Origin of the sequence: Actinomycetospora termitidis (genome assembly GCF_030286555.1) — a bacterium.
Taxonomy (GTDB): Bacteria; Actinomycetota; Actinomycetes; order Mycobacteriales; family Pseudonocardiaceae; genus Actinomycetospora; species Actinomycetospora termitidis.
Genome location: NZ_JASVWF010000008.1, coordinates 203,251 through 225,382 on the forward strand (window position 1 = coordinate 203,251; position 22,132 = coordinate 225,382).

A 22,132-nucleotide genomic window follows, 5' to 3' on the forward strand; every position below is an offset into this window, starting at 1 on the left:
ATCGACCCCATCCGACCAGGTGACGGCCCCGCTCCGCACCTCCCGCGGCGCCACTACATTCGCGTCCGCCCTCGACGACCCGGGGGCGGAGAGGAATCGTTGTGACCGCCCCGACCAGCAGCGACCTGGCGTCGCTGCTCCGGACCCGCTCGCTCGACGACGCCGCGCTGGCCGCGGCGAGCGTCGACGCCCCCGACCACCCGGTGCTGCCCGAGGCCAGCGTGGTCAAGGTCGGCGGCCAGAGCCTGATGGACCGGGGCGCGGCCGCGGTGCTGCCCGTCGTCGAGGAACTCCTCGCGGCCCGCACAGAGCATCAGCTGCTCATCGGCACCGGCGGCGGCACCCGCGCCCGGCACGCCTACTCCCTGGCCGCCGAGCTCGGCCTGCCGACCGGCGTGCTCAGCGACGTCGGCTCCGCGGTCGCCGGCCAGAACGCCACGATGCTGGGCTACCTGCTGGCCCGCCACGGCATCCCGGTCGTCGCGCCGAACGCGTTCGCCTCGCTGCCCCTGCACGTCGCCGAGGTCGGCGCCGCGATCTTCGCCGGCATGCCGCCCTACGGCATGTGGCAGCGCGTGCCCGGCGAGGGCGTCATCCCGCCCTATCGCACCGACGCCGGCTGCTTCCTGGTCGCCGAGACCTACGGCTGCCGCCAGATGATCTACATCAAGGACGAGGACGGCCTCTACACCGCCAACCCGAAGAACGACCCCTCCGCGTCGTTCATCAGCGAGATCACCGTCGACGAGCTGCTCGCCCGCGACCTGCCCGACCTCGTCCTGGAGCGCGGCATGCTCGAGCTGCTGCGCGACGCTCGTCGCGTGCGGTCCGTCCAGGTGATCAACGGGCTGGTGCCCGGACGCATCACCGCCGCCCTCGCCGGCGAGCACGTCGGCACCATCATCTCGGCATAGAGGAGGACCACCATGACCAGTGCGAAGGACGTCCCCTCGGCGCTGATGCGCCAGACCCTGCTCGACCGCGACCTCGTCCGCTCCGCCGACATCGAGCACGGCCCGGTCCGGCTGCTGCCCTGGCTCGACGTCGTCGTACTCGGCGGCTCGACGATCATCGACGGCGGCCGGGACACCCTGCTGCCCGTCGTCGACGAGCTGCGCTCCCTGCTCGGCTCGCGCCGCATGCTGATCCTGACCGGGGCCGGCGTCCGCGCCCGGCACGCGCTCGGTGTGGGCCTCGACCTGGGTCTGCCGACGGGTGCGCTCGCCGGGTTGGCTGCGACCGAGGCCGAGCAGAACGGGCACCTGGTCGCCGCGCTCCTCGCGAGCGAGGGCGTCTCGTACCTGCCGCACGGCGCGGTCGCCGGGCAGCTCGCGGTGCACCTGGCCGCTGCGCCCGCCGTCGTCTCGAACGGCTACCCGCCCTACGGCGTGCACGAGTTCACCTCGTCCGCGACGAAGCTGCCGCTGCACCGCACGGACGCCGGGGCGCTGCTGCTCGCCGACGCGCTGGGTGCGCGCTCGGTGACCTACGTGCGCGACGCCGCCGCTCTGGCCCGCTTCGGTGGTGCGGAGCGGGTCTCGGGCAAGGAGCTCCGCACCACCGACGCCGACCTGCCGCTGGACCGCATCGTCGGGGAACTGCTCGAGCGCGCCAAGCACGTCCGTGAGGTGCGGGTGGTCGACGGCACCACGGCGGGACAGATCGGCAGTGCTCTCGCCGGCGAGCCGGCGGGCGTGGTGGTGCACGCCTGAGGTCGCTGTCGTCGGGGTGTCGGGTCACGGTGCTGACACCCGACGTCAGGATCTCGCGGTTCGAGTCACGGCGCTGGCGATGATCACCGGGCCCTCGGAGCCGTTGCGGGGCCTCGGGCAGCGCTCGGTACCCGCTCGTCGGGTGGCCGTCGGGTCGCCGTCGAGTCACCGTCGGTCGCCACCACCCGGCGCCCACCTTGTCGCGGGCTCCCGACGCCCGGGCGACCGCTTGTCGCTGGGATTCCCAACGACAAGGTGCCACCGACGCGCCGGGAACCCGCGACAAGCGGCCCGCGGCACCTTGTCGTTCTGGTTCGCCGCGACAAGCCGCTGCAGCGTGATCACCAGGCCCTCAGCGTCGTCAGGAGCCCCGGTCGGCAGCGCTCGGTGCCCGCTCGGCGGGGGCGCCGCCGCCCCGGCACCACCTTGCCGAGGGGCGACGGGCGGGACACCATCCGGGCCTCGACATGAGGGGGCTCCACATGACGATCGTGGCCGTGGTCTGCGTCGTGGCACTGGCCGTGGTGGCGATCGGGGTGATGGTCGCGCTCAGGAAGGCCTTCCCGAACGCACATTGGTACGGCGCCTCGTCCGGCTCCGACGGGGGTCCGGGCGGCGACGGCGGGTGCGGGGGCGACGGAGGTGGCGGGGGAACCTGCTGAGCGGGCCCGCCGTGGTCACGCGCGAGCCCGTCGGGACATGATCACCAGGCCTTGAGGGCTGTCGCGGGAGTCGGTCGACAGCGCTCAGTGCCCGCTCGGCGGGGGCGCCGCCGCCTGGCTCCATCTTGTCGCGGCGTACCCACGAGCGGGCGCCACCTTGTCGCTGGGAATCACAACGACAAGGTGAACGGGGCGGCCCGAGAACCCACGACAAGCTGCCATCGGCACCCTGTCGTTGTGGTTCGCCGCGACAAGGCGGCCCCGGCTGACGTCAGGCGCCGAGCCGCGCGACGCGGTCACGGAGGAACGCCCGCTCGGTGTCGTTACCCGCCAGGGCGACGGCCTCGTCGTAGGCCACGCGGGCCTCGTCGGCGCGCCCGAGCCGGACGAGCAGGTCTGCCCGCGTCGCCGGCAGCAGGTGGTAGCCCGGGATGTCGAGGGCGTCGACGGCCTCCAGCGCCGCCGCGGGGCCGCGAACCTCGGCGAGGGCCACGGCCCGGTTGAGGGCGACGATCGGTGTCGGAGAGAGGGCCAGCAGCTGGTCGTAGAGCGCCAGCACCTGCGTCCAGTCGGTGGCGTCGCCGTCGGTGTGCACGGCGTTGATGGCGGCCTGGATCTGGTACGGCCCCGGTCGACCGCGGCGCAGGCACTGCCGGACGAGCTCGTGGCCCTCGGCGATCAGGTCCCGGCTCCACAGCGTGCGGTCCTGATCGGCCAGCGTGACCAGCTCCCCGGAGGCACCCACCCGGGCCGGCCGCCGCGCCTCCGTCAGCAGGAGCAGCGCGAGCAGCCCCAGCACCTCGGGCTCGTCGGGCATCAACTCGGCCAGGGCCCGCGTGAGCCGCACCGCCTCCGCAGAGAGGTCGGTGCGCAGGAGCGGGCCCGCCGTCGCCGTGTAGCCCTCGTTGAAGATCAGGTAGAGGACGGTGAGCACCGGCGGCAGCCGGTCGGGCAGCTCGGCCTCCCCCGGCACCCGGTAGGGGATCGCGGCGTCCCGGATCTTCTTCTTCGCCCGCACGATGCGCTGCGAGATCGTCGCCTCCGGCACGACGTAGGCCCGGGCGATCTCCGGGACCTCGAGCCCGCCGAGCAGGCGCAGGGTCAGGGCGGTCTGCGCGAGCGGCGAGAGCGCCGGGTGGCAGCAGGTGAAGATCAGGCGCAGCTGGTCGTCGCGCACCGGCCCCACCTCCTCGGTCTCGTCCGGCCCGAGCAGCAGCAGGGCCTGTTCGTGACGGTGCTCGCGCGTCGACTCCCGACGCAGGCGGTCGATCGCCCGGCGGCGGGCGGTGGTGACGATCCAGGCGCCTGGGTTGTCCGGCGGCCGCTCCCCCGGCCGGGACCAGGCCTCCAGCGCCACCGCGAACGCGTCCTGCACGGCCTCCTCGGCGAGTCCGATGTCGCCGAGGAGGCGCGTCAGGGTGGCGACGCACCGGCCGTACTCGGCCCGGTAGACGCTGGTCAGGTCCATCGGGTCCGGAGACGCAGCGGAGCGGAGCTCGACCATCGGGTCAGGCGATCCCGTCGAAGGGCCGGACCTCGATGGGCGCGCCGCAGGCCTCCGCGGTCCGCTCCGCCCAGGCCAGTGCCTCGTCGAGGTTCTCCAGCTCGAGGACGTAGAACCCGCCGAGCTGCTCCTTCGTCTCGGCGAACGGCCCGTCCGTCATCGTCGTGCTGCCGCCCTCGACGCGGACGACCGTGGCGCTGTCGGAGGGCAGCAGCCCGCCGGCGAACACCCAGACGCCCTGGGCCTTCATCTCGTCGTTGACCGCGCCGACGCGGGCGAACATCGCGTCCATCTCCTCGGCGGAGGGCTGCGGCCGGCTCTCGTCCATCCGGACACCCAGCAGGTAGTGCACGGCACTCACTCCTTCTCGCAGGTCGCGGTCGGTCTCAGGCCAGCCGGCGCGCGACGACCGGGATCACGATCGCAGCGGCGACCACGTGGGTCAGCATCAGCAGCATCTTCGTCGCCGTGGTCGAGTCGGCCAGCACGTCCGGCACGAGGGAGAGCACCGTCAGGACGACGGTGGTGCGGACCCACGTGGTGCGCGGGCTCCGGGCGAAGCGGCGCAAGGCCGTGGCGATGACCAGCCCGACGACGCAGAAGATCACGGTCAGGAACCCGAAGCCGAGCGCCGGGATCGGCTGGCCGGACATGTCGGTGCTGACGCCGACGACCGGGCCGATCGCGGCGATGGCCGTGGTGGCGACGGCGGCCGCGACGGTGGCGCCCGCGCCGGCCAGCAGCATCGAGCCGAGGCCCGGCGTCGCGACGGTGGTGGTGGAGGCGTCGGTGGCGGTGGTGACGGACATGATGACTCCCGGTGGCTCCCGGAGCGGCCCCGCTGGCCGCTCCCTCACCCAGGCGTCGAACGGGCCCCCACAGGTTTCGACATCCCCCGGGAAAAAAGTTCTCGGATTCAGAGCGACGGCAGGACGTGGTCGCGGAAGAACCGGCCGTCGGCGGGGTTCGAGAGCATGTCCGCCACCCGGTCGGCCGGCACCCAGCGGGCCTCCGGGTTCGCGGGATCGAGCGGCGCGAGGTCGGCGGCGGGACTCGTGAAGAGGAAGAGCGTGATGGTCTTGCGCTCGGGCAGCCCGCCGCCGACGCCGAGCCGGGTGTAGGACCCCAGCTCCCGCACCAGGTCCAGGTCGGCCAGCCCGCACTCCTCGTGGATCTCGCGTCGCGCCGCGTCCAGCACCGCCTCGCCGGGGTCGACGTGACCCTTCGGCAACGACCACGTCCGGGCCCGCTGGCGCACGACGACCACCCGGCCGTCCGGGTCGACGACCACGCCGCCCGCCGCTTCGCTGTGGAACACGGAGGTCATCGTGCCTGTCCGCGACGAGTTCCGAATACATGACGGCAGGTGTCGTGTATCCCCCACGACACTGCTCCCATGAACACCACACGAGCCACCGAGATCGCCACCTCCTACTTCACCGCCTGGTCGTCCGGGGACACCGACACGGCCGCGTCGTACCTCGTCGACGACGTCGTCATCAGCGCCCCCAGCGGCGAGTTCCACGGCCACGACGGCTTCCACCGGTTCATGGACCGCTTCGTCACGATGCTCACCGGGGTCTCCGGCTTCACCGCGTACGGCGACGACAGCACCGCGGTGCTCTGGTACGAGACGCACCTGACGCCGGTGCCGACCCTGCCCGCGGGCGAGCGCATCACGGTCGACGGCGACCGGATCACGCGCATCGACATCACGTTCGACCGCCTGCCCATGACGCAGGCGGCCACCTCGTAGCGCGACTTGTCCGGAACGGCCCCGGACGACGGGTCCCGGTTGGCACACTCCGGGGCATGGCGGTGGAGGAGACGGTCGTCGTGGTCCCGCTGCACGCGCTGCCGCACGACGACGAGGCGGTGTGCGAGCTCCGGCTGCTGACCGACGACCGGCTCGCCCTGCCCGTGTACGCGAGCGTCGAGGAGCTCGTGGCCTGCTGCGGCGGCGAGCAGCCGTGGATGACGGTCCTCGCCGACCGGGTGCCGGAGCTGCGGGACGCGACCGGGGCCGACGTCGTCGTGGAGGGCCTGCAGCTGCCCGCCGAGGCGCGCCACGGGCGGGCGGTCGGGTGAGCACCCCCGGCTACGACGTCGACCTCGCACGGGTCGACGGGATCGCGGCCGCCCTCGACGCCGCGGCCGACCCGCTGACCGCGGCCGGGGACGGCGCCACCGACGTGCCGCAGGCCGGCCCCGTGACCGGCGAGGTCATCTCGTACGTCGGCGCGCTCGCCCGGGCGGTGTCGGGGCTGGTCGAGGGCACCGCGGGCACGGCGGGCGCCGCCCGCTCGGCGGCGGTCGCCTACCGCGACACGGACCGCCGGGCCGCGGCGGCCCTCGACGCCGCGGTCCCGGGGTCCTGACGATGCCGATCGACACCGCGATCGACGCCGAGGCCGGGTCCTGCCGCGCGACCGCCCGCTGGCTCTCCTCCGTCGGCCAGGGCGCCGAGCGGACCGCCGACCAGGTCAACACCACCCGCCAGCAGTCGAGCGGCGCCTGGGAGGGCGCAGCCGGCGACGGCTTCCGCGACCGTGCCACACAGCTCTGCACGGCGGGCGACGAGGTGGCCGGCAACGCCCGCGGCGCTGCCGCCGCGATGTCCGCCTTCGCGGACGCCGTCGACGCCGTGACGGCCGACATGGCCCGCGCCCGGGCGGTCGCGGCCGGCGCGGGCCTGCCCGTGCAGGGCGAGGTCATCGGCGAGCCCACCGCGGTGGTGCCCGGTCCGCTCGCGCCCGACGCGCCGCCCGACGTCGCCGCCGGCCACCGGCAGGCGACGGACGCGGCCACCGCCCAGCAGCGCGCCTTCGACGAGGCGGCCACCATCGCCGGCACTGCCCGCACCCGGTACACCGAGGCGCAGGACCGGCTGCGGTCCGGCCTCACGGCGCCGACCGACTGGCTGAACTCCTCCGCGACGACGTGGACCTTCCGCGGCGCGCTCGTGCCCGCCGTCACCGCGACCTCGTTGGTCGGCGCGGCCCGGCGGTGGGCGGACGTGGCGGAGCACTACGGCGAGGAGGCCCGGCTCTGGCAGCAGGCCCTGCACGTCGAGCCCGCGGCGCCCGGCGCGAGCTCGGTCGACCCGCGGGCACGCTACGAGGAGGCCCGGCGTCTGGCGGGACGGGCGAACGGTGCCGCCCTCTCGAACGCGCGGCTCCTGGGCGGCGCCCACGAGCTCCCCGGGATGGGGCGCGCCGTCGACCTCCTCGGCCGCCCGGCCGTCCCGGTGCCCGAGACCGCGACCGGGCTGCTCGGCCGGGTCGCGCCCGTCCTGCGCAGCGTCCCCGTCCTCGGGGTCGTCAGCACCGGGGCCGGCATCGGGCTCGACACCGCGGCGGGCCGCTCCGTCGGGTCCGCGACCGCCAAGAACGTCACCCAGACCCTGGCGGCCACCGCGACCACGGCCGGGACCGCCGCGCTCCTGGGGCTCGCCGTGGCCGGCGGCCCCGCGACCCTCGTCGCGGTGGGCGCCGGTTTCGCCGTCTCGTGGGCGATCGGCGACCACTGGGACACCATCGAGGGCTGGTTCAGCTGAGCGCGACCGACCGGTGGCGGATCGGCGCGTCGCCCCTGCCACCGCGGCCGGACCCGGAGACCGGCCTCCCCCGGCCGCCCGCGGGCCCGCGCTGGTCGCTGGCCGGGCCGCACGCGGCGCGGACGGGACACCCGGCCGGGGCGGCCCGAGGCGGGCGCCCGACCCGGCTGCGCCCGGCCCCGCCGGACCGCGGACCCACGCTGGAGGTCAAGCGGGGTTCGTGGCGGACGGGGCTGGCGATGCTGGCGCTGCTCGCCGTGCCGATCCTGATCGCGGGCCTGGTGAATCCGGTCGTCCTGACCCTGTGGTGGCTGTGGGTGCTGTACGCGGTGGCCGCCGTGATCGGGTTCCGCACCGAGTCCCGGCAGTACCTCGCCGCCGGCGCCGACTGGCTGCAGGGGCGCGGGAGCTGGGTGGACGTCTACCAGCTGACCGAGATCGTCGTCGCGGCGGGCACCGCCCAGCACTGGATCACCTTCGTCGACGCCGAGGGCCGCCGCTCCACGCAGAGCACCAACGACCTCCAGGCCAACCCCGCCCTGTGGGACCTGGTCTACAACGGCATCCGGCACAGCGTCGCCGACGGCGCGACCGTTCGCGGGACCGGCGCCCGGAACCTCCGGCCGCCAGGCGCCCCCTGAGCGGACCGGTCAGAGCCAGCGGGCGGCGATCGCGTCGAGGCGCGCCAGCACGTCGCGCTCGGGGCCCGGGTCGACCCAGAACGCGATCCGGTCGACCCCGACCTCCTCGAAGCCGGTGGGGTCGAGGCCGTCGGGGTCGGCGCCGAACACCGTGAACGGCACGTCGGGGCGCCCCTGCTCCCCCAGCCAGGCCCGGACCCGGCGGAACGTCTCCAGGTCGAACCGGTCGCGCAGCCACGCGTCGCCGTGGTCGCGCAGCCGGCGCAGCGCCGCGTCGCTCTCGCCGCCCACGTGGACCGGCGGGTGCGGGGCCTGCACCGGCTTCGGCCAGCAGTACATCGGGTCGAAATCCACGTACTCGCCGTGGAACTCCGCGAGCTCCTCGGTCCAGATCCGCCGCATCGCCGCGAGCTTCTCGTCGAGCACCTTCCCGCGACGACGCGGGTCGATCCCGTGGTCGGCGGCCTCCTCGCGGTTCCACCCGGCCCCGACGCCGAAGATCGCGCGCCCGCCGGACACCAGGTCGAGGCTCGCGACCTGCTTCGCGGTGTGGATCGGGTCGCGCTCCGCGGGCAGGGCCACCCCGGTCCCGAGCTTCAGGTCCGTCGTCGTCGCGGCGAGGACCGAGAGCGTCACGAAGACGTCGATCGTGCGGTAGAAGTGCCGCGGCAGGTCCCCGCCGGCGGGCGCGGGGCTCTCGCGGCGCGCCGGGATGTGCGAGTGCTCGGGCACGAACACCGACTCGAACCCGCGCTCCTCGAGGGCCGGTCCGAGCCGCGCCGGTGCGATCGTCTCGTCCGTCGCGAACAGCACGATCCCGAACTCCACGCCGGCCATGGTCGCGGGTGACCCGATCTCGCGCCACCGTCGGCAGGTCGCCCGGATCCCGCCCGACGGGGCGACGCGGCGCGACCGACGCGCCGAGGAGCGCGCACTACGCTGGAGAGGTGTCGAGGGACGAGGGTGAGCGCTTCGATCTGGAGGACACCGTGGACGCCCTCGACGACCTCCTGCCGGGCCTGCGGGCGGCGATGATCGACCTGCTCGACGCGGTGAACGACCGCGCGGACGGCCTCGGCCCCGCCCGGCCCGACCTGCTCGCCCGGTTCCGCGAGCAGCTCGTGCGGGTGTGGTCACGCACCCCCGAGCAGGAGCGCCCGCTCGCCGTCCTCGACGCCCTCCGGACGATCCTGACGCGCAGCGTGTGACCCGCGCGGGCCGTTCCGCCTGGCGTCACGGACGCGTCACACGACGTCGCTAGCGTCGGCGGGCGTGCGAGGAGAGGACGAGCGTGCGGGGTGAGCTGCACCGTCGCGGGTCGTGGCGCGCGGCGCTCACGGTCGTGGCGCTCACGGCGGCCCCGTGGGCGTGGTTCGCACTCCGCGACCCGCTCGGTCTCGCCGGCGACGTGCTCGCGATCGTGCTGCCCGTCCTGACGGTGGTCGGGGCGGGGGTGCTCGTGTGGCGGCTGCGCCGCGCGGGCGTCCTCCCCGCGGTGTCGCTGCTGCTGGCGGGCACGGTCGCGGTCGTCGGCCCGTGGGCTCCCGACGACGCCGGGTCGGTGCGGCCCGGAGCGGCCGTGACCCTGGCGGCGGCGAACGTGACCGGGATGTCGTCGACGGTGCCCGCCCTGCGCTCGGCCGGGGCCGACGTGCTCGTCGTCAGCGAGGACGACCCCGCCGTCGACGCCGGCATCGCCCCCGCCTACCCGTTCCGCGAGGTCGCGTCGAACGGCAGCCACGTCGGGGTCTACAGCCGCTTCCCGCTGCGCCTGCTCGAGGGCCCGGGCCCCGACCTCCCGGGGCTGCGGGTCGCCGTCGCCGCGCCTGTCCCGTTCGACCTGATCGCCCTGCACGTGCCGCGCCCCTGGTTCACCGGGCGCGGCGGGTACCAGGCCACCCCGGCCGAGCACCACCGGCTCGTCGAGGCCACGGCGGCGCGCGTCGCGAGGAGCCCCGGCCCGGTCGTCGTCGCCGGGGACCTCAACTCCACGGACCGGGCGCGGGACTACCGCTCGCTGGTCTCCGACGTCGGGATGGTGGACGCGATGCGCGAGCGCTGGGCCGCCCCGACCCAGGTCACGAGCTGGGCGCTGTTCGCGCTGCGCATCGACCACGTGCTGGTCGGCGGGGCCTGGTGCGGCGACGCGCCGCGACGCTTCGACCTGCCCCGGTCCGACCACCTCGGGGTGACGGCGGCGATCGGTCCGTGCTCAGCCGGTCGCGGCTGACCCGGTCGCGAGGGTCTCGACGAGGCGGGTGGCGAGCTCCCCGGCGTCCTCGTCGTCGATCAGGAGCAGCAGGGCGGCGACCACCCGGGCGTGCGACCGCGCCTGCAGACGGGACAGGGCCTCGGCCCCGTCGGCCAGGGGCAACGCGTTCTGCGTGAGGGCGAGCGCCGTGGCCGGGCAGAGCCCCTCGGCCAGCCAGTGCTCCGTGGCGACGACGACGGCGGTGGCGACGTCGGGGAGCTCCCACACCTCCGCGGGCTCCGTGAGGTCCTCGGACACCGCTTCGACGATCACATAAGCAGTCTTACCGATGACGGTTCGTGACGATCATGTCCCCTGACCGGGAGGTCGGCCGTCGCCGAGCCACCATCCGTAGGGGATGCACCACCGGTCGTCGCGCGGGTCCCAGCGACCGACCTCCTGCGTCGGGTCCAGGTCGGTCCCGGCGACGGCGTCGACCTCCGCGACGAACGGCTCCGCGCAGCGGTCGTCGAGATGGTCCAGGTAGTGCGTCAGGGTGGGGAGACCGCGGATCCAGGAGAGGTCGGGGACGTCGAGGACCAGGGCCCGCCGCACCGGGTCGCACTCGTAGCTGACGCACGACAGCCAGCCCGGCCGGCCGTGTACCAGGTCGCGGAACACCACGCTCTGGAGCACGTGGTCCTCGACGACGGTGTCGTCGCGGAGCCGGAAGTACAGGGCCTGTCGCACGGAGGCTGCGCTCCTACGGGATCGGTTCCCGGCCGACGTGGTCGACCGGGTCCGCTCGGGTGCACACCCGACCCACCCGGGCAAACACCGCACCCGGTGAGCGACCGCTCACCCCCGGGCGGCCTTCCCGAGCGCCCCGCGGGCGATGATCACCTGCTGGATCTGGCTCGTGCCCTCGTAGATCCGGAACAGCCGCACGTCGCGGTACATCCGCTCCACCGGGACCTCGCGCATGTAGCCGGACCCGCCGTGCACCTGTACCGCGCGGTCGGCGATGCGCCCGACCGCCTCGGAGCAGAAGTACTTGGCCGTCGACGGGCCCGTGACCCGGTCCGACCCGTCGTCGTAGGCCTTCGCCGCCTCCCGCACCAGGGCGCGGCCGGCGTGGAGGTCGGTGACCGAGTCGGCGACGAGGCCCTGGACGAGCTGGTAGGTGGCGATCAGGTGCCCGCCCTGCTCGCGGGCCGACGCGAACTCGACGGTCTCGTGCACCAGCCGGGCCGACATCCCCACGCAGAGCGCCGCGATGTGCAGCCGCCCGTGCGCCAGGCACTTCATCGCGGTGACGAACCCGCGGTGCAGCCCCTCCTCGCCCCCCACCAGGTGGGCCGCCGGGACGCGGACGTCGTCGAGATACACCTCGCAGGTCCACGACCCGCGCTGGCCCATCTTCGCGTCGTGCGGGCCGAAGGAGACCCCGGGCGCGTCGGTCGGGACCAGGAAGGTCGAGATGCCCTTTGCGGGCGGGGCGTCGGGATCGGTCCGCGCGAAGACCATCAGCACGTCGGCGAGCGGGGCGTTGGTGATCCAGCGCTTCGCTCCCGAGATCACCCAGGCGTCCCCGTCGCGGACGGCCTTCGTGGTCAGCGACGACGGGTCGGACCCGGCGTCCGGCTCGGTCAGGGCGAAGCTCGCGACGACCTCCCCGGAGGCCAGGCGCGGCAGCCACTCCTGACGCTGCTCCTCGGTGCCGCCGGAGAGCAGGACCTGCCCCGCGATGCCGTTGTTGGTGCCGAACATCGAGCGCAGCGCCGGGGTGGTCCAGCCGAGCTCCATCGCGAGCTCGACCTCCTCGGCCATGGAGAGCCCGATGCCGCCGTAGCTCTCGGGGATCGCGAACCCGTAGAGCCCCATCGCCTTGCAGGCGTCGCGGAGCTGGTCCGGCACGGCGTCGTCGGCCTCGATCCGGTCCTCGAGCGGGACGACCTGCTCGCGCACGAACTCCCGCACGGAGCGCAGGACGTCGGCGAAGTCGGAGGGGTCCACGGGCACGTCCTTCGTCGCGGGGTCGGCGGGCAGCCGATCGTGACACAGGGCGCGGGTGCGGGCTCCGCGTCGCCGTCCGGCCTGCGATCATCGCGCCGGTGAGCGAGCCCGCGTGGGTGCACCACGCCATCTGGTGGCACGTCTACCCGCTCGGCTCCACCGGCGCGTACCCCGCCTCGCCGCCTCCCGGACCCGAGGAGCACCGGCTGCGCCGCCTGGTCGGGTGGCTCGACCACGTGCAGCGGCTCGGCACCAACGGCGTCCTGCTCGGGCCGGTGTTCGCGTCGAGTACGCACGGCTACGACACCGTCGACCACCTGCGGGTGGATCCGCGTCTCGGCGACTCGGACGATCTCGACCTCCTGGTGGCCGAGGCCCACGACCGGGGCCTGCGGGTCGTGCTCGACGGCGTGTTCCACCACGTCGGGTCCGAGCACCCGTGGGTACGCTCCGGCTCCGCGTGGCTGCGCCGCGACCGGCGAGGGGACCTCGCGACGTTCGAGGGGCACCCCGGCCTGATCGCGCTCGACCACGCGCGACCCGAGGTCCGCGACCACGTCGTCGAGGTGATGGCCCACTGGCTCGGCCGCGGCGTCGACGGGTGGCGGCTCGACGCCGCGTACGCCGTCCCGGCGGAGTTCTGGGCCGAGGTGCTGCCGCGGGTGCGGGAGCGGTTCGGTGAGGCGTGGTTCCTCGGCGAGGTCATCCACGGGGACCAGGCCGCGATCGCGCGGGCCACGACGATCGACTCGCTGACGCAGTACGAGCTGTGGAAGGCGGTGTGGTCCAGCCTCAACGACCGCAACCCGCACGAGCTCGCCCACGCCCTGCGCCGTCACGACGGCTTCACCGACGCCGAGGTGCCCGCGACCTTCGTCGGGAACCACGACGTCACCCGTCTGGCCAGCCGGCTCGACGACCGCCGCACCCTGCCGCTCGCGCTGGCCGTCCTGTTCACCGTGGCCGGCACCCCGACCGTCTACGCCGGCGACGAGTTCGGCCTGACCGGGATCAAGGAGGACCGGGAGGGCGGGGACGACGCGGTGCGCCCGGAGCTCCCGGCCGACCCGGCCGAGCTCCCCGACGGCGCCGACCTCGACGTCCTGCACCTGCACCGGGAGCTGATCGGGGTGCGCCGCCGGCACGACTGGCTGCACGCCGCGCGCCTCGAGGTGGTGCACGTCGACCACGAGCGGATCACGTGGCGGAGCCACCACGAGGGTCGGGCGCTGCTGGTCACGCTGGACTACGGCGACGGCTCCCGACCTCCGAACTGGTGGTTCGAGGAGTGATCGGCCGGCGCGAGCAGGGCCAGCCCGAGCAGGAGCCGGTCGCGGGCGTCGGCGAGCCGGCGACCGGTGAGCGACTCGATCCGCCCCAGCCGGTACATGACGGTGTTGCGGTGGCAGTACAGGACGGCCGCGGCCCGCGACGGTGAGCCGTCGGCGTCGAGCACCGCGCGCAGGGTCACCAGGAGGGTGTCGCGGTCGCGGTCCGGGAGATCGAGCAGGTCGCGCAGGGCGACGCGGCGCAGCCGGGGCACCAGGTCCGGCGTCCCGGCGAGGAGCGCCTCCGGGAGCCGCTCGTCCAGGGTGACGACGCCGGTGCTGCCGGCCGGGAGCGTTCCGACCGCCAGCCGGGCCCACCGGTGGGCGACGTCGAGACGGCCCGGGCCGCGGACCGGCGGGGAGACGCCGATCGGACCCGCAGTGTGCCGGGTCAGGCCCTCGACGACGCGGGGCAGCGCCGCGGCGGCGTCGTCGCCGGGCACGATCACGCCGACGATCTCCGCGGACCGGGCGTGCCAGTACGAGGGGGCGACCGCGGCCAACGCCTCCGCGGGGGCCGGGAGCGGATCGTCCACCTCGTCGGTCGGCGCGACCACGCAGATCAGCTCGGCGTCCTGCGGCACGTCGAGCAGGCGGGCCGCGTCGCGCGCGACGACGGGGTCGTGGCCGCGTCCGGCCAGCAGCCCCTCCAGCACCGCCCAGCGCCGGCCGAGCTCGTTGCCCCGCAGCCGGGCCTCCTCCTGGCGGTAGGCGTCGACGAGCCGGTCGGAGCTCGCGTCGAGCATGCCCCAGACGTCGTCGGCGGCCACCAGCAGCGCCGCGTCGTGCCCGCCGTCGAACCGGGCGCGGGAGACGTCACGCATCCGCTCCCAGACCAACCGCCCGCACTGCCGGTAGGCGCGCAGCACCACCTCGAGCGGGACGCCCTGCCGGGCCCGGCGGCGGCCGGTGTCGACGGTGCGTGCCGCCGCGTCGACCCCGGGCGGCAGGTCCCCCGCCAGCAGCGTCAGGAGCCGGTCGAGGCTCGCACGACACGTGGGACGGAGGTCGTCGTCGACCGGCACGCCGAGCTCGGCGTAGACGTCCTCGCGCTCGACGATGCGCGCCGTCAGGACGTCGGCCAGGTCCTCGACCTCCGCACGTAGCGCCCGGCACAGCACGGTCAGGGTCTCCGCGGCGTCCGTCGGACGGGGTGGGGCGGCCACCGGGGCATCCTGCCGTGCGCGGCGCTGTGCGGTCCACGTCACATCTTGTGCTCGGCGCCCATACCGCTCGTCGGGCCCGGCGGCGAGGCTGGACGCGCCCGTGGTCGCGCCCCGTGACCGCGACGTCACGCGAGGAGGCGGACATGGCCACGGCGGAGACCGGGTCGTCGGCGGGTGCGACGGCGGTCGACCGGCGCGAGGTCCGCCGGACCTCGCTGGTGAGCCTGCTCGGCTCGACGATCGAGTGGTACGACTTCTTCATCTACGGGACCGCCGCGGCCCTCGTCCTGAACACCGCGTTCTTCCCGAGCGTCGACCCCTTCGTCGGCACCCTCGCGGCGTTCAGCTCGTTCGCGGTCGGGTTCATCGCCCGCCCCATCGGCGGGATCATCTGGGGCCACTACGGCGACCGCATCGGCCGGAAGAAGGCGCTGGTCTCGGCCCTGTTCCTGATGGGCGGGTCGACGACGCTGGTCGGTCTCCTGCCGAGCTACGCGACGATCGGCGTCGCCGCACCGGTGCTGCTGTTCGTCCTGCGGATCGTCCAGGGCATCGCCGTCGGGGGGCAGTGGGGCGGCGCGGTCCTCATCGCCACCGAGTACGCCCCGGCGAACCGCAAGGGCTTCTACGGCAGCTTCCCGCAGCTCGGTGTGCCGATCGCGGTGATCGTCTCCAACGGCATCTTCCTGGGCCTGGAGGCGGGGCTCGGCGAGGAGGCCTTCACGTCCTGGGGCTGGCGGGTCCCGTTCCTGCTGTCCGTGCTGCTGATCGGGGTCGCGCTGTACGCCCAGCTGCGTCTCGAGGACACGCCGGCGTTCAAGCAGGTGCAGCAGCAGTCGGCCGGGACGCGCCGTTCGCCCGTCATCGAGGTGCTGCGCTCGCACCCGAAGCAGGTGCTGCTCGCGGCCGGGTCGTTCGTCGCCGTCAACGGCGGGTTCTACATCTACGTCGTCTACGTGCTGTCCTACGGCGCGCGGGCGCTGCAGCTGCCCGAGTCGACGCTGCTCGTCGGCATCCTCGGGTCGAGCGCGGTCAACCTCGCGCTGATCCCGCTGTTCGCGCTGCTCTCCGACCGGGTGGGCCGACGACCGGTGTACCTGGCGGGGGCGATCGGGACCGTCCTCGTCGCCTTCCCGGTGTTCTGGCTCATCGACACCCGCTCGACGTTCCTGATCTTCCTCGGCCTGCTGCTCGGCGGCATCGCCAACTCCGCGATGTACGGCCCGCAGGCGGCGCTGTTCGCCGAGCTGTTCAGCGCCGAGGTGCGCTACTCGGGGGCCTCGCTGGGCTACCAGATCGGGGCGGTGCTCGGCGGCGGGCTGGCCCCGCTCATCGCCGCCTCGCTGTACCAGGCCACCGGGACCTCGGCGTCGACCTCGCTGTACCTGCTGGCCATGGGCGTCGTCACCGCGGTCTCGGCGTGGTTGCTGCACGAGACGCACCGGCCGACGGAGGTCTCCTAGGGCTCGGTCGTCCCGCCGGGCGGTCGCGGGGCGTTGAGCCGGAACCCCATGCCGAGCAGCCGGATCGTCAAGCAGGCCCCGGCTCCGACGAGGGCCCACAGGGCGCCGACGTCGCCGAGCCGGGCCGCCACGACGACGACCGCCGCACCGACCAGCGCCGGGATCGCATAGAGCTCGCTGGACAGGACGCTCGGCACGCGCCGCACGAGCACGTCGCGGAGGGTGCCGCCGCCGACCGCGGTGATGGTGCCCAGCAGGACCGACTGCCCGACGCCCGCGCCGAGCGCCATGGCCTTCGTCGCCCCGGTCACCGCGAACAGGCTGAGGCCGAGGGCGTCGAACACCGCGATCGGCCGGGCCAACCGGTCCAACCGGCCGCTCAGCGCGAAGGCGATCAGTCCGCCGACCGCCGCCGTCACCAGGTAGCGCCAGTCGCTGAAGGTGGCCGGCGGCAGGGCGCCGAGCAGGACGTCGCGCAGGATGCCGCCGCCCAGCGCGGTGATCATCCCGAGGGTGACCACGCCGACGATGTCCAGCTGCGCCGCCCGGACCGCCGTCAGCGCGCCGTTGAGGGCGAACGCGAACGTGCCGAGCAGGTCGAGCACCAACGCCGTCGTCACGGGACCACCACCGGGCCATGGTCGTGCAGGGCCTCCGGGGTGGCCAGGCGGGGGGCGGCCCGGCGCGGCGGGCGTCTTGTCGCGGGCTACCGCTGCTCGCCCACCAGCCTGTCGCTGGGAATCCCCACGACAGGGCGACCCGGGGACAGCGGCAAACCGCGACAAGGTGGTGCCCAGGGCGGATGCGGCACCAGGCCGGCGGGCCGAGCGGGTACTGAGCGCTGTCCGAGCAGCCTCGCGGGAGCCCCGGGTACCCGCTGATCACAGCGCCCTCGGCTTGTCGCGGCGAATCACAACGACAGGCCGGCGGGGACCATCCTGTCGCGGGCTCCTGACGCCCGCCGCCCGCCTTGTCGCTGTGAATCCCCACGACAAGGCGACCCGGGGATGGCGGCAAACCGCGACAAGGAAGCACGGCACACGCCCACACGCCCAACGGGCACTCAGCGCGGTCGATGCGGCCCCACGACAGCACTTCGTACCCGTTGATCAGCGCGGGCCCCGCTTGTCGCTGGGAATCACCACGACAAGCCGCCGTCGACTCCGCGGCAGCCCGCGACGAGGAGGCACCGGACACGGCCCGGAAACGCCCGGCCGACCCCGTGATCGGTTCGACGAGGCCGTCCGGCGGGCGCATCCTGGACGTTCCCGCACCACGGAGGTGGGCCGTGACCGACGTCCCGGACCCCGAACGCAGCAACACCGAGCACGACCAGACCGACGCCGCACTCTCGGACGCCGTCGAGGACGCCCTCAAGCCGGCGCAGCACGACGCGGTGATGGCCCTCTGGCAACGGGTGGTCCTCGGTCGGCTCGACCGCGGCGGCCCGCCGACCGAGGACGAGGAACTGCTGCGGCGGCTCTACGAGGGCGAACGGCCGGACGACCCGCCCTCCTCGTAGCCGCTGCCGAGCGCGGTGCGCAGCAACGCGTCGAGCTCGTCGACGTGCGCGTCCGCGCCGGTCGCCAGGCACTGGACGAAGTAGCCGTCGACGGCGACCGCGAACGTACGCACCCGGGCGGGGTCGCCGGTGTGCCGCCCGGCGAGGTCGGCGAGGAGGTCGAGCCAGAGCCGCACGGCGTCGCGCAGGCCCGGACGGCGCGCGGCCAGCGCGTAGAGCTCGTAGCCGGCGGCGACCCGGGCACGGTTCGCGGTGAACAGGCCGACGAGCTCGGTGGCGAGCCAGGACGGATCCGCGCCGGCCGCCTCCGCCACGATCTGTTCGGTCCCGGAGCGCAGGGCGGTGACGAGCAGGTCGTCGAGCGAGTCGAAGTGGTGGGAGACGGCGCTGCGCGGGAGGCCGGCCTCGGCGGCGACCGCCTGGTGGGTCACTCCCGCCACACCGTCGCGGGCGATGACGGCGAGGACCGCCTCGACGAGCAGCCCTCGGCGTCGGAGGCCCCGACGACGACGCCCGTCGGGCTCGGCGTCCCCGGTCACCCGGCCCCGCCGTAGACCACGACCACCCCGACCAGCACGAGCAGCAGGCCGACGACGTGGCGACGGTCGAGACGGTCCCCGAACACGAGCACCCCGGCCGTCGCGGCGAGCACGATGCCCGACCCGCTCCAGATCCCGTAGCCGACCGCCAGCGGGAGGCCCCGCGCGATCGCCTGCGACATCAGCATCACCGAGACCGCCATGCCGGCGAATGCGACGGCCACCCACGAGAACCGTCGCAGGCCCTCCGACGCCCGCGTCGCCGCGATGGCCAGCCCCTGCGCGAGGACCGATCCCAGCAGCAGGAGCGTCCCCGTCACGACGGCCCCGTCGTCGACCGCGGGCCGAGCTGCATCGCGAGCGCCCCGAGCAGGATCAGGACGAGGCCGACGCCCTGCGCCGCGGCGAGGGGGTCACCGAACAGGAGCGCACTCGACACCGTCGCCACCACGAGTCCGCACCCGGTCAGGGTCCCGTAGGCGATGCCGAGGGTGAGCCCGTACCGGAGGGCGCGGGAGAACAGCACGATCGACGTCGTGTAACCGGTCAGCACCCCGAGCGAGGGCAGCAGGACGGTGAACCCCTGCGCTGCGTGCAGCAGGAGCGTCCCGCCGACCTCGCAGACGATCGACGCCGCGAGCAGGAGCAGGCCGCGGATTCTTTCGGGACGCACGTCCCGATAGTTGCACGGACCGCCCGGGTACACCAGCCGCATGTCCGACATCGCCCCGCACGGCCTGCACCACGTGACGGCCATCGCCTCGGATCCGCAGCGCAACGTCGACTTCTACACGCGCGTGCTCGGGCTGCGCCTGGTCAAGACGACCGTCAACTTCGACGCCCCGGGGAACTACCACCTCTACTACGGCGACGACGCCGGACGACCGTCGACACTGCTCACCTTCTTCCCCTGGCCCGACGCCGAGCGGGGTCGGCAGGGCACGGGCCTCACGACCGCGACCGCGTTCTCGGTGCCGCCGGAGTCGCTCGGCTGGTGGCAGGACCACCTGGCCCGGCACGACGTGGACCTCGTCGCGGGCCCGCACGATCGCGAGACCGCGGGGCACGACGAGGAGGTCCTGACGCTGCGCGACCCCGACGGGCTCGTCCTCGACCTGGTCGCCGCGCCGGGCGACGCCCGGTCCGGGTGGGACGGTGTGGCGGACGTCCCGACGGAGCACGCCGTACGGGGCCTGCACTCGGTCACGCTGACGGAGCGGGAGCTCGAGGCCACCGCCACGATGCTCACGGGGCTGCTCGGGATGAACGCCGAGGGCGGCGGGGACCGCGCCCGTTTCGACATGGGGCCGGACCGTCCCGGCACCGTTGTCGACGTGGCCACGAGCGCCAACGGTGACTCGGGCCTGCAGGCCGGCGGCACCGTCCACCACATCGCCTTCCGGACGCCCGACCGAGCGACCCAGGAGCGGTGGCGCGACGAGCTGGTGGAGGCCGGACTGGAGGTCACGCCGATCCTGGACCGTCAGTACTTCACGTCGATCTACTTCCGGGAGCCCGGCGGGGTGCTGTTCGAGATCGCCACCGACCAGCCGGGGTTCGACGTGGACGAGCCGTTGCTCGAGCTGGGCCGGCACCTCAAGCTCCCGCCGTGGCTGGAACCGGACCGGGAGCAGATCGAGCGGTCGCTCCCCGCGCTGCACCTGGACGACACGACCGTCACCGGCCCGGAGCACGGGTGAGCGGGACGGACACCGACGTGCTCCGCCGGGCCGCCGACGAGATCGAGCGGCTCGCCGCTCGGACCCCACCGGGCCGCTGGACGGTGCGGGGCCTGCTGGCGAGCCGTCCCGAGGTCGTCGCGGTCGACGCGGACGGGCGCACCGAGCACGTCGCCGAGGCCCGGGCCGCCAGCGCACAGTGGATCGTCACGACGGCGCCGGCGATCGCGCCGTCCCTCGTGGCCTGGCTCCGCGGGACCGCCGAGGGGCCGGGGCCGTATCCCCGGGCCGCCGTCGACCTCGCGAGGGCCGTGCTCGCAGCCCACGATCGCGAGTCGGGCGGCGACATGCGCAACGTCTGATGCGACCCGCCGCCGAACTCCCGGTCGCCGTCAGGTCCTGGCGACCGCCATCGCGCGCGGGCGCAGGAGGTGTCCGGCCGTCACGAGTGCTGCGACGGAGAGCAGGTCGGCCACCGTCAGCCCGTGCCGCGAGGTGAGGACGAGCAACGTCGGCCCCTCGACGGCCTTGTTCACCACGACCCACACCCCCGCGACGACGACGAGGCCGACCGCCAGCAGGAGCCGTGGCACGCGGCCCAGGCCCTCGGTCCACCTGCGGGGGACCTCGCGGACCTCGTGGTCGGGCGGGACCGGCATCGCCCACCGCAGGACCGCGACGACGAGGGCGATCACGACGACGTGCAGCACGGCCGAGATCAGCCCGGCGAGGATGCGGCCCTCGGTGCCCGCCAGGACGTCCGCCCCGAGCGACACCACGGCGACGGCTCCGACCGACCACGTCAGCACCGACGCCGGCCGGCGCGCCCGGCGGCGCACCACCGACCACGCGAGCGCGCCGAGCAGGGTCCCGACGACGGCCCAGGACACCGTCACCGCCGGGGACAGGCCCGGGTACCGCCACGGACGCAGCCCCGCCCGCCACGCGACCGCGAACGCGAGGACCCCGAGCGCCGCCCCCACGAGGGCCACGCCGAGGACCGCGAGCACCCGCCACCCGGACGCCGGACGGCGCTCCTCGACACCTGCCATCCACCCATCGTCCCCCGTCACGTCACACCGACGCGGGTCGCGGTCGTCACGACGACGCGAGGTGAGCGAGCACCCGCCGTCGGGAAACCTCTGCGCATGGACACGACGCAGCTCGAGACGGTCCACGGACGCCGCACCCGTCGGCGGACCGTGACCGTCCACGGCGAGTCGGTCGGGTTCTGGGAGTCGATCCCGGCCCACCACGTCGAGGCCGGTCACGAGGGCCCGTGGACCCATCCCGACGGCGAGGTGGTGGTGCTGGTGCACGGCATCGCCGGCAGCGCCGCCACGTGGCAGCCGGTGCTCGCCGAACTCGCCCGGCGCCGGGATCGTCGACACGTGATCGTGCCCGACCTGGTCGGGCACGGGTCGTCGTCGGCCCCGTGGGCGGACTACTCGCTCGGCGGCTACGCGACCGGGGTCCGCGACCTCCTCTCCGTGCTGGGGTACGACCACGCGGCGATCGTGGGCCACTCGCTGGGCGGCGGCGTCGTCCAGCAGTTCGCCCTGCAGTTCCCCGAGCACTGCGACCGGCTCGTCCTGGTCGCGTCCGGTGGGCTCGGGCGCGAGGTCAGCCCCGTGCTGCGCGCGGCCGCGCTGCCGGTCGCGGACTGGGTCCTCCCCGTCCTCACCAACCGCCACGTCGTCGACGCGGTCGGCCGGGTCGCGTACCGCGTGCCCGGACTCACGGCACTGCTGCGCGGATCCGTCGGCGAATCGGCGCGGTCGTTCGCCTCGCTGACCGACCCCGACCACCGTCAGGCGTTCCTCCACACCGCCCGCTCGGTCCTCGACCCGGGCGGTCAGCGCGTCCGCGCCACGGACCGGCTCTACCTCACCGAGGGCCTGCCGACCCTGATCGTGTGGGGCACGGCGGACACGATGATCCCGGTCTCGCACGGGCACCGCGCCCATGCGCTCATACCGGGGAGCCGCCTCGAGCTGTTCGAGGGCGCAGGCCACTTCCCGCACGCGGACGACCCGGCGCACTTCACGGACCTGCTGGTCGACTTCCTCGACCACACGCGGCCCTCACAGCGCAGCGCCCGGGACCAGGCCGCGCGGATCGCGGCCCACGCGGAGCTCGACCCGGTCCCGTAG

At 74.5% G+C, this 22,132-nt stretch carries 30 protein-coding genes; 16 read left to right on the forward strand and 14 right to left on the reverse strand.

The genetic code is table 11. From position 1 onward, the window contains the following. The first annotated feature begins 101 nt into the window (after positions 1-101). From QRT03_RS27860 to QRT03_RS27870, 3 genes are all read left to right on the forward strand, one after another. Positions 102-914 (forward strand): amino acid kinase family protein, encoded by an 813-nt coding sequence (locus QRT03_RS27860; RefSeq protein WP_286056418.1) that lies wholly within the window; start codon positions 102-104, stop codon positions 912-914. A 12-nt stretch (positions 915-926) separates the two neighbouring features. Further along, the gene (locus QRT03_RS27865) at positions 927-1,712 is read left to right on the forward strand and encodes an amino acid kinase family protein (RefSeq protein WP_286056419.1); all 786 of its coding nucleotides are present in this window, start codon (positions 927-929) and stop codon (positions 1,710-1,712) included. A 482-nt stretch (positions 1,713-2,194) separates the two neighbouring features. Then, entirely contained in the window at positions 2,195-2,374 is a 180-nt protein-coding gene (locus QRT03_RS27870) for a hypothetical protein (protein ID WP_286056420.1), read from the forward strand. A 271-nt stretch (positions 2,375-2,645) separates the two neighbouring features. On the opposite strand, the gene QRT03_RS27875 is transcribed toward QRT03_RS27870, so the two are convergent. The 4 genes from QRT03_RS27875 to QRT03_RS27890 all read right to left on the reverse strand — a co-directional run bounded on the left by QRT03_RS27875 (position 2,646) and on the right by QRT03_RS27890 (position 5,196). After that, positions 2,646-3,842 carry an RNA polymerase sigma factor gene (locus tag QRT03_RS27875; protein WP_286056421.1) on the reverse strand — a complete coding sequence of 399 codons (1,197 nt, stop codon included), beginning with the start codon at positions 3,840-3,842 and terminating at the stop codon, positions 2,646-2,648. A gap of 40 nt (positions 3,843-3,882) precedes the next feature. Continuing rightward, positions 3,883-4,230: a YciI family protein gene (locus QRT03_RS27880; RefSeq protein WP_345783304.1), complete on the reverse strand. Its 348-nt coding sequence runs from the start codon at positions 4,228-4,230 to the stop codon at positions 3,883-3,885. 34 nt (positions 4,231-4,264) lie between these two features. Beyond that, positions 4,265-4,687, reverse strand: coding sequence for a DUF6069 family protein (locus tag QRT03_RS27885; RefSeq protein ID WP_286056422.1), 423 nt, complete (start codon positions 4,685-4,687; stop codon positions 4,265-4,267). 107 nt (positions 4,688-4,794) lie between these two features. Continuing rightward, the gene (locus tag QRT03_RS27890) at positions 4,795-5,196 is read right to left on the reverse strand and encodes an NUDIX domain-containing protein (RefSeq protein ID WP_286056423.1); all 402 of its coding nucleotides are present in this window, start codon (positions 5,194-5,196) and stop codon (positions 4,795-4,797) included. A gap of 78 nt (positions 5,197-5,274) precedes the next feature. Here QRT03_RS27890 and QRT03_RS27895 point away from each other — a divergent pair, with 78 nt between their 5' ends. The 5 genes from QRT03_RS27895 (at position 5,275) to QRT03_RS27915 (ending at position 8,075) form a co-directional block, all read left to right on the forward strand. After that, positions 5,275-5,634 (forward strand): nuclear transport factor 2 family protein, encoded by a 360-nt coding sequence (locus QRT03_RS27895; protein WP_286056424.1) that lies wholly within the window; start codon positions 5,275-5,277, stop codon positions 5,632-5,634. Between the two features lie 56 nt (positions 5,635-5,690). After that, positions 5,691-5,966: an SAV_915 family protein gene (locus tag QRT03_RS27900; RefSeq protein ID WP_286056425.1), complete on the forward strand. Its 276-nt coding sequence runs from the start codon at positions 5,691-5,693 to the stop codon at positions 5,964-5,966. Continuing rightward, complete coding sequence (locus QRT03_RS27905; protein WP_286056426.1) at positions 5,963-6,256, forward strand: hypothetical protein; 294 nt, start codon at positions 5,963-5,965, stop codon at positions 6,254-6,256. The genes QRT03_RS27900 and QRT03_RS27905 overlap by 4 nt, the downstream gene beginning before the upstream one ends. 2 nt (positions 6,257-6,258) lie before the next feature. Then, complete coding sequence (locus QRT03_RS27910) at positions 6,259-7,434, forward strand: hypothetical protein (RefSeq protein ID WP_286056427.1); 1,176 nt, start codon at positions 6,259-6,261, stop codon at positions 7,432-7,434. Between the two features lie 239 nt (positions 7,435-7,673). Next, entirely contained in the window at positions 7,674-8,075 is a 402-nt protein-coding gene (locus QRT03_RS27915) for a hypothetical protein (RefSeq protein ID WP_286056428.1), read from the forward strand. 9 nt (positions 8,076-8,084) lie between these two features. On the opposite strand, the gene QRT03_RS27920 is transcribed toward QRT03_RS27915, so the two are convergent. Then, the gene (locus QRT03_RS27920; RefSeq protein WP_286056429.1) at positions 8,085-8,903 is read right to left on the reverse strand and encodes an LLM class F420-dependent oxidoreductase; all 819 of its coding nucleotides are present in this window, start codon (positions 8,901-8,903) and stop codon (positions 8,085-8,087) included. Between the two features lie 119 nt (positions 8,904-9,022). On the opposite strand from QRT03_RS27920, the gene QRT03_RS27925 reads away from it, so the two are divergent. Together QRT03_RS27925 and QRT03_RS27930 are read left to right on the forward strand one after the other, a co-directional pair. After that, positions 9,023-9,283 carry a hypothetical protein gene (locus QRT03_RS27925; RefSeq protein WP_286056430.1) on the forward strand — a complete coding sequence of 87 codons (261 nt, stop codon included), beginning with the start codon at positions 9,023-9,025 and terminating at the stop codon, positions 9,281-9,283. A gap of 83 nt (positions 9,284-9,366) precedes the next feature. After that, on the forward strand, positions 9,367-10,305 hold the full coding sequence (locus tag QRT03_RS27930; RefSeq protein WP_286056431.1) for an endonuclease/exonuclease/phosphatase family protein: 939 nt from the start codon (positions 9,367-9,369) through the stop codon (positions 10,303-10,305). Here QRT03_RS27930 and QRT03_RS27935 read toward each other — a convergent pair. The 3 genes from QRT03_RS27935 to QRT03_RS27945 all read right to left on the reverse strand — a co-directional run bounded on the left by QRT03_RS27935 (position 10,288) and on the right by QRT03_RS27945 (position 12,282). Further along, positions 10,288-10,584, reverse strand: a complete 297-nt coding sequence (locus QRT03_RS27935; RefSeq protein WP_286056432.1) for a hypothetical protein — start codon at positions 10,582-10,584, stop codon at positions 10,288-10,290. The two genes, QRT03_RS27930 and QRT03_RS27935, sit on opposite strands and share 18 nt — an antisense overlap. A 48-nt stretch (positions 10,585-10,632) precedes the next feature. Further along, positions 10,633-11,016: a hypothetical protein gene (locus QRT03_RS27940; protein WP_286056433.1), complete on the reverse strand. Its 384-nt coding sequence runs from the start codon at positions 11,014-11,016 to the stop codon at positions 10,633-10,635. Positions 11,017-11,124: 108 nt separating this feature from the next. Continuing rightward, positions 11,125-12,282, reverse strand: coding sequence for an acyl-CoA dehydrogenase family protein (locus tag QRT03_RS27945; RefSeq protein WP_286056434.1), 1,158 nt, complete (start codon positions 12,280-12,282; stop codon positions 11,125-11,127). A gap of 98 nt (positions 12,283-12,380) precedes the next feature. On the opposite strand from QRT03_RS27945, the gene QRT03_RS27950 reads away from it, so the two are divergent. Beyond that, positions 12,381-13,574 (forward strand): alpha-amylase family glycosyl hydrolase, encoded by a 1,194-nt coding sequence (locus QRT03_RS27950; protein WP_286056435.1) that lies wholly within the window; start codon positions 12,381-12,383, stop codon positions 13,572-13,574. On the opposite strand, the gene QRT03_RS27955 is transcribed toward QRT03_RS27950, so the two are convergent. Beyond that, entirely contained in the window at positions 13,529-14,776 is a 1,248-nt protein-coding gene (locus tag QRT03_RS27955; RefSeq protein WP_286056436.1) for a PucR family transcriptional regulator, read from the reverse strand. The genes QRT03_RS27950 and QRT03_RS27955 overlap by 46 nt on opposite strands. Positions 14,777-14,919: 143 nt before the next feature. Here QRT03_RS27955 and QRT03_RS27960 point away from each other — a divergent pair, with 143 nt between their 5' ends. Further along, positions 14,920-16,239, forward strand: a complete 1,320-nt coding sequence (locus QRT03_RS27960; RefSeq protein WP_286056437.1) for an MFS transporter — start codon at positions 14,920-14,922, stop codon at positions 16,237-16,239. Here QRT03_RS27960 and QRT03_RS27965 read toward each other — a convergent pair. Further along, complete coding sequence (locus QRT03_RS27965) at positions 16,236-16,859, reverse strand: trimeric intracellular cation channel family protein (protein ID WP_286056438.1); 624 nt, start codon at positions 16,857-16,859, stop codon at positions 16,236-16,238. The two genes, QRT03_RS27960 and QRT03_RS27965, sit on opposite strands and share 4 nt — an antisense overlap. A gap of 668 nt (positions 16,860-17,527) precedes the next feature. Here QRT03_RS27965 and QRT03_RS27970 point away from each other — a divergent pair. Further along, the gene (locus tag QRT03_RS27970) at positions 17,528-17,761 is read left to right on the forward strand and encodes a hypothetical protein (protein WP_286056439.1); all 234 of its coding nucleotides are present in this window, start codon (positions 17,528-17,530) and stop codon (positions 17,759-17,761) included. On the opposite strand, the gene QRT03_RS27975 is transcribed toward QRT03_RS27970, so the two are convergent. Genes QRT03_RS27975 through QRT03_RS27985 form a run of 3 tightly spaced genes read right to left on the reverse strand, consistent with a single transcriptional unit; the run spans position 17,722 to position 19,015 of the window. Beyond that, positions 17,722-18,300, reverse strand: coding sequence for a TetR/AcrR family transcriptional regulator (locus QRT03_RS27975; RefSeq protein ID WP_286056440.1), 579 nt, complete (start codon positions 18,298-18,300; stop codon positions 17,722-17,724). The genes QRT03_RS27970 and QRT03_RS27975 overlap by 40 nt on opposite strands. Beyond that, positions 18,297-18,620, reverse strand: a complete 324-nt coding sequence (locus QRT03_RS27980; RefSeq protein ID WP_286056441.1) for a DMT family transporter — start codon at positions 18,618-18,620, stop codon at positions 18,297-18,299. Before QRT03_RS27980 ends, QRT03_RS27975 begins: the two co-directional genes overlap by 4 nt. Beyond that, positions 18,617-19,015, reverse strand: a complete 399-nt coding sequence (locus tag QRT03_RS27985; protein ID WP_286056442.1) for a DMT family transporter — start codon at positions 19,013-19,015, stop codon at positions 18,617-18,619. Before QRT03_RS27985 ends, QRT03_RS27980 begins: the two co-directional genes overlap by 4 nt. On the opposite strand from QRT03_RS27985, the gene QRT03_RS27990 reads away from it, so the two are divergent. Continuing rightward, on the forward strand, positions 19,014-20,000 hold the full coding sequence (locus tag QRT03_RS27990; RefSeq protein ID WP_286056443.1) for a ring-cleaving dioxygenase: 987 nt from the start codon (positions 19,014-19,016) through the stop codon (positions 19,998-20,000). The genes QRT03_RS27985 and QRT03_RS27990 overlap by 2 nt on opposite strands. Continuing rightward, positions 19,997-20,341, forward strand: a complete 345-nt coding sequence (locus QRT03_RS27995) for a hypothetical protein (RefSeq protein ID WP_286056444.1) — start codon at positions 19,997-19,999, stop codon at positions 20,339-20,341. Before QRT03_RS27990 ends, QRT03_RS27995 begins: the two co-directional genes overlap by 4 nt. A 30-nt stretch (positions 20,342-20,371) precedes the next feature. On the opposite strand, the gene QRT03_RS28000 is transcribed toward QRT03_RS27995, so the two are convergent. Further along, positions 20,372-21,031: a hypothetical protein gene (locus tag QRT03_RS28000; protein WP_286056445.1), complete on the reverse strand. Its 660-nt coding sequence runs from the start codon at positions 21,029-21,031 to the stop codon at positions 20,372-20,374. Between the two features lie 96 nt (positions 21,032-21,127). On the opposite strand from QRT03_RS28000, the gene QRT03_RS28005 reads away from it, so the two are divergent. Next, entirely contained in the window at positions 21,128-22,132 is a 1,005-nt protein-coding gene (locus QRT03_RS28005) for an alpha/beta fold hydrolase (protein WP_286056446.1), read from the forward strand.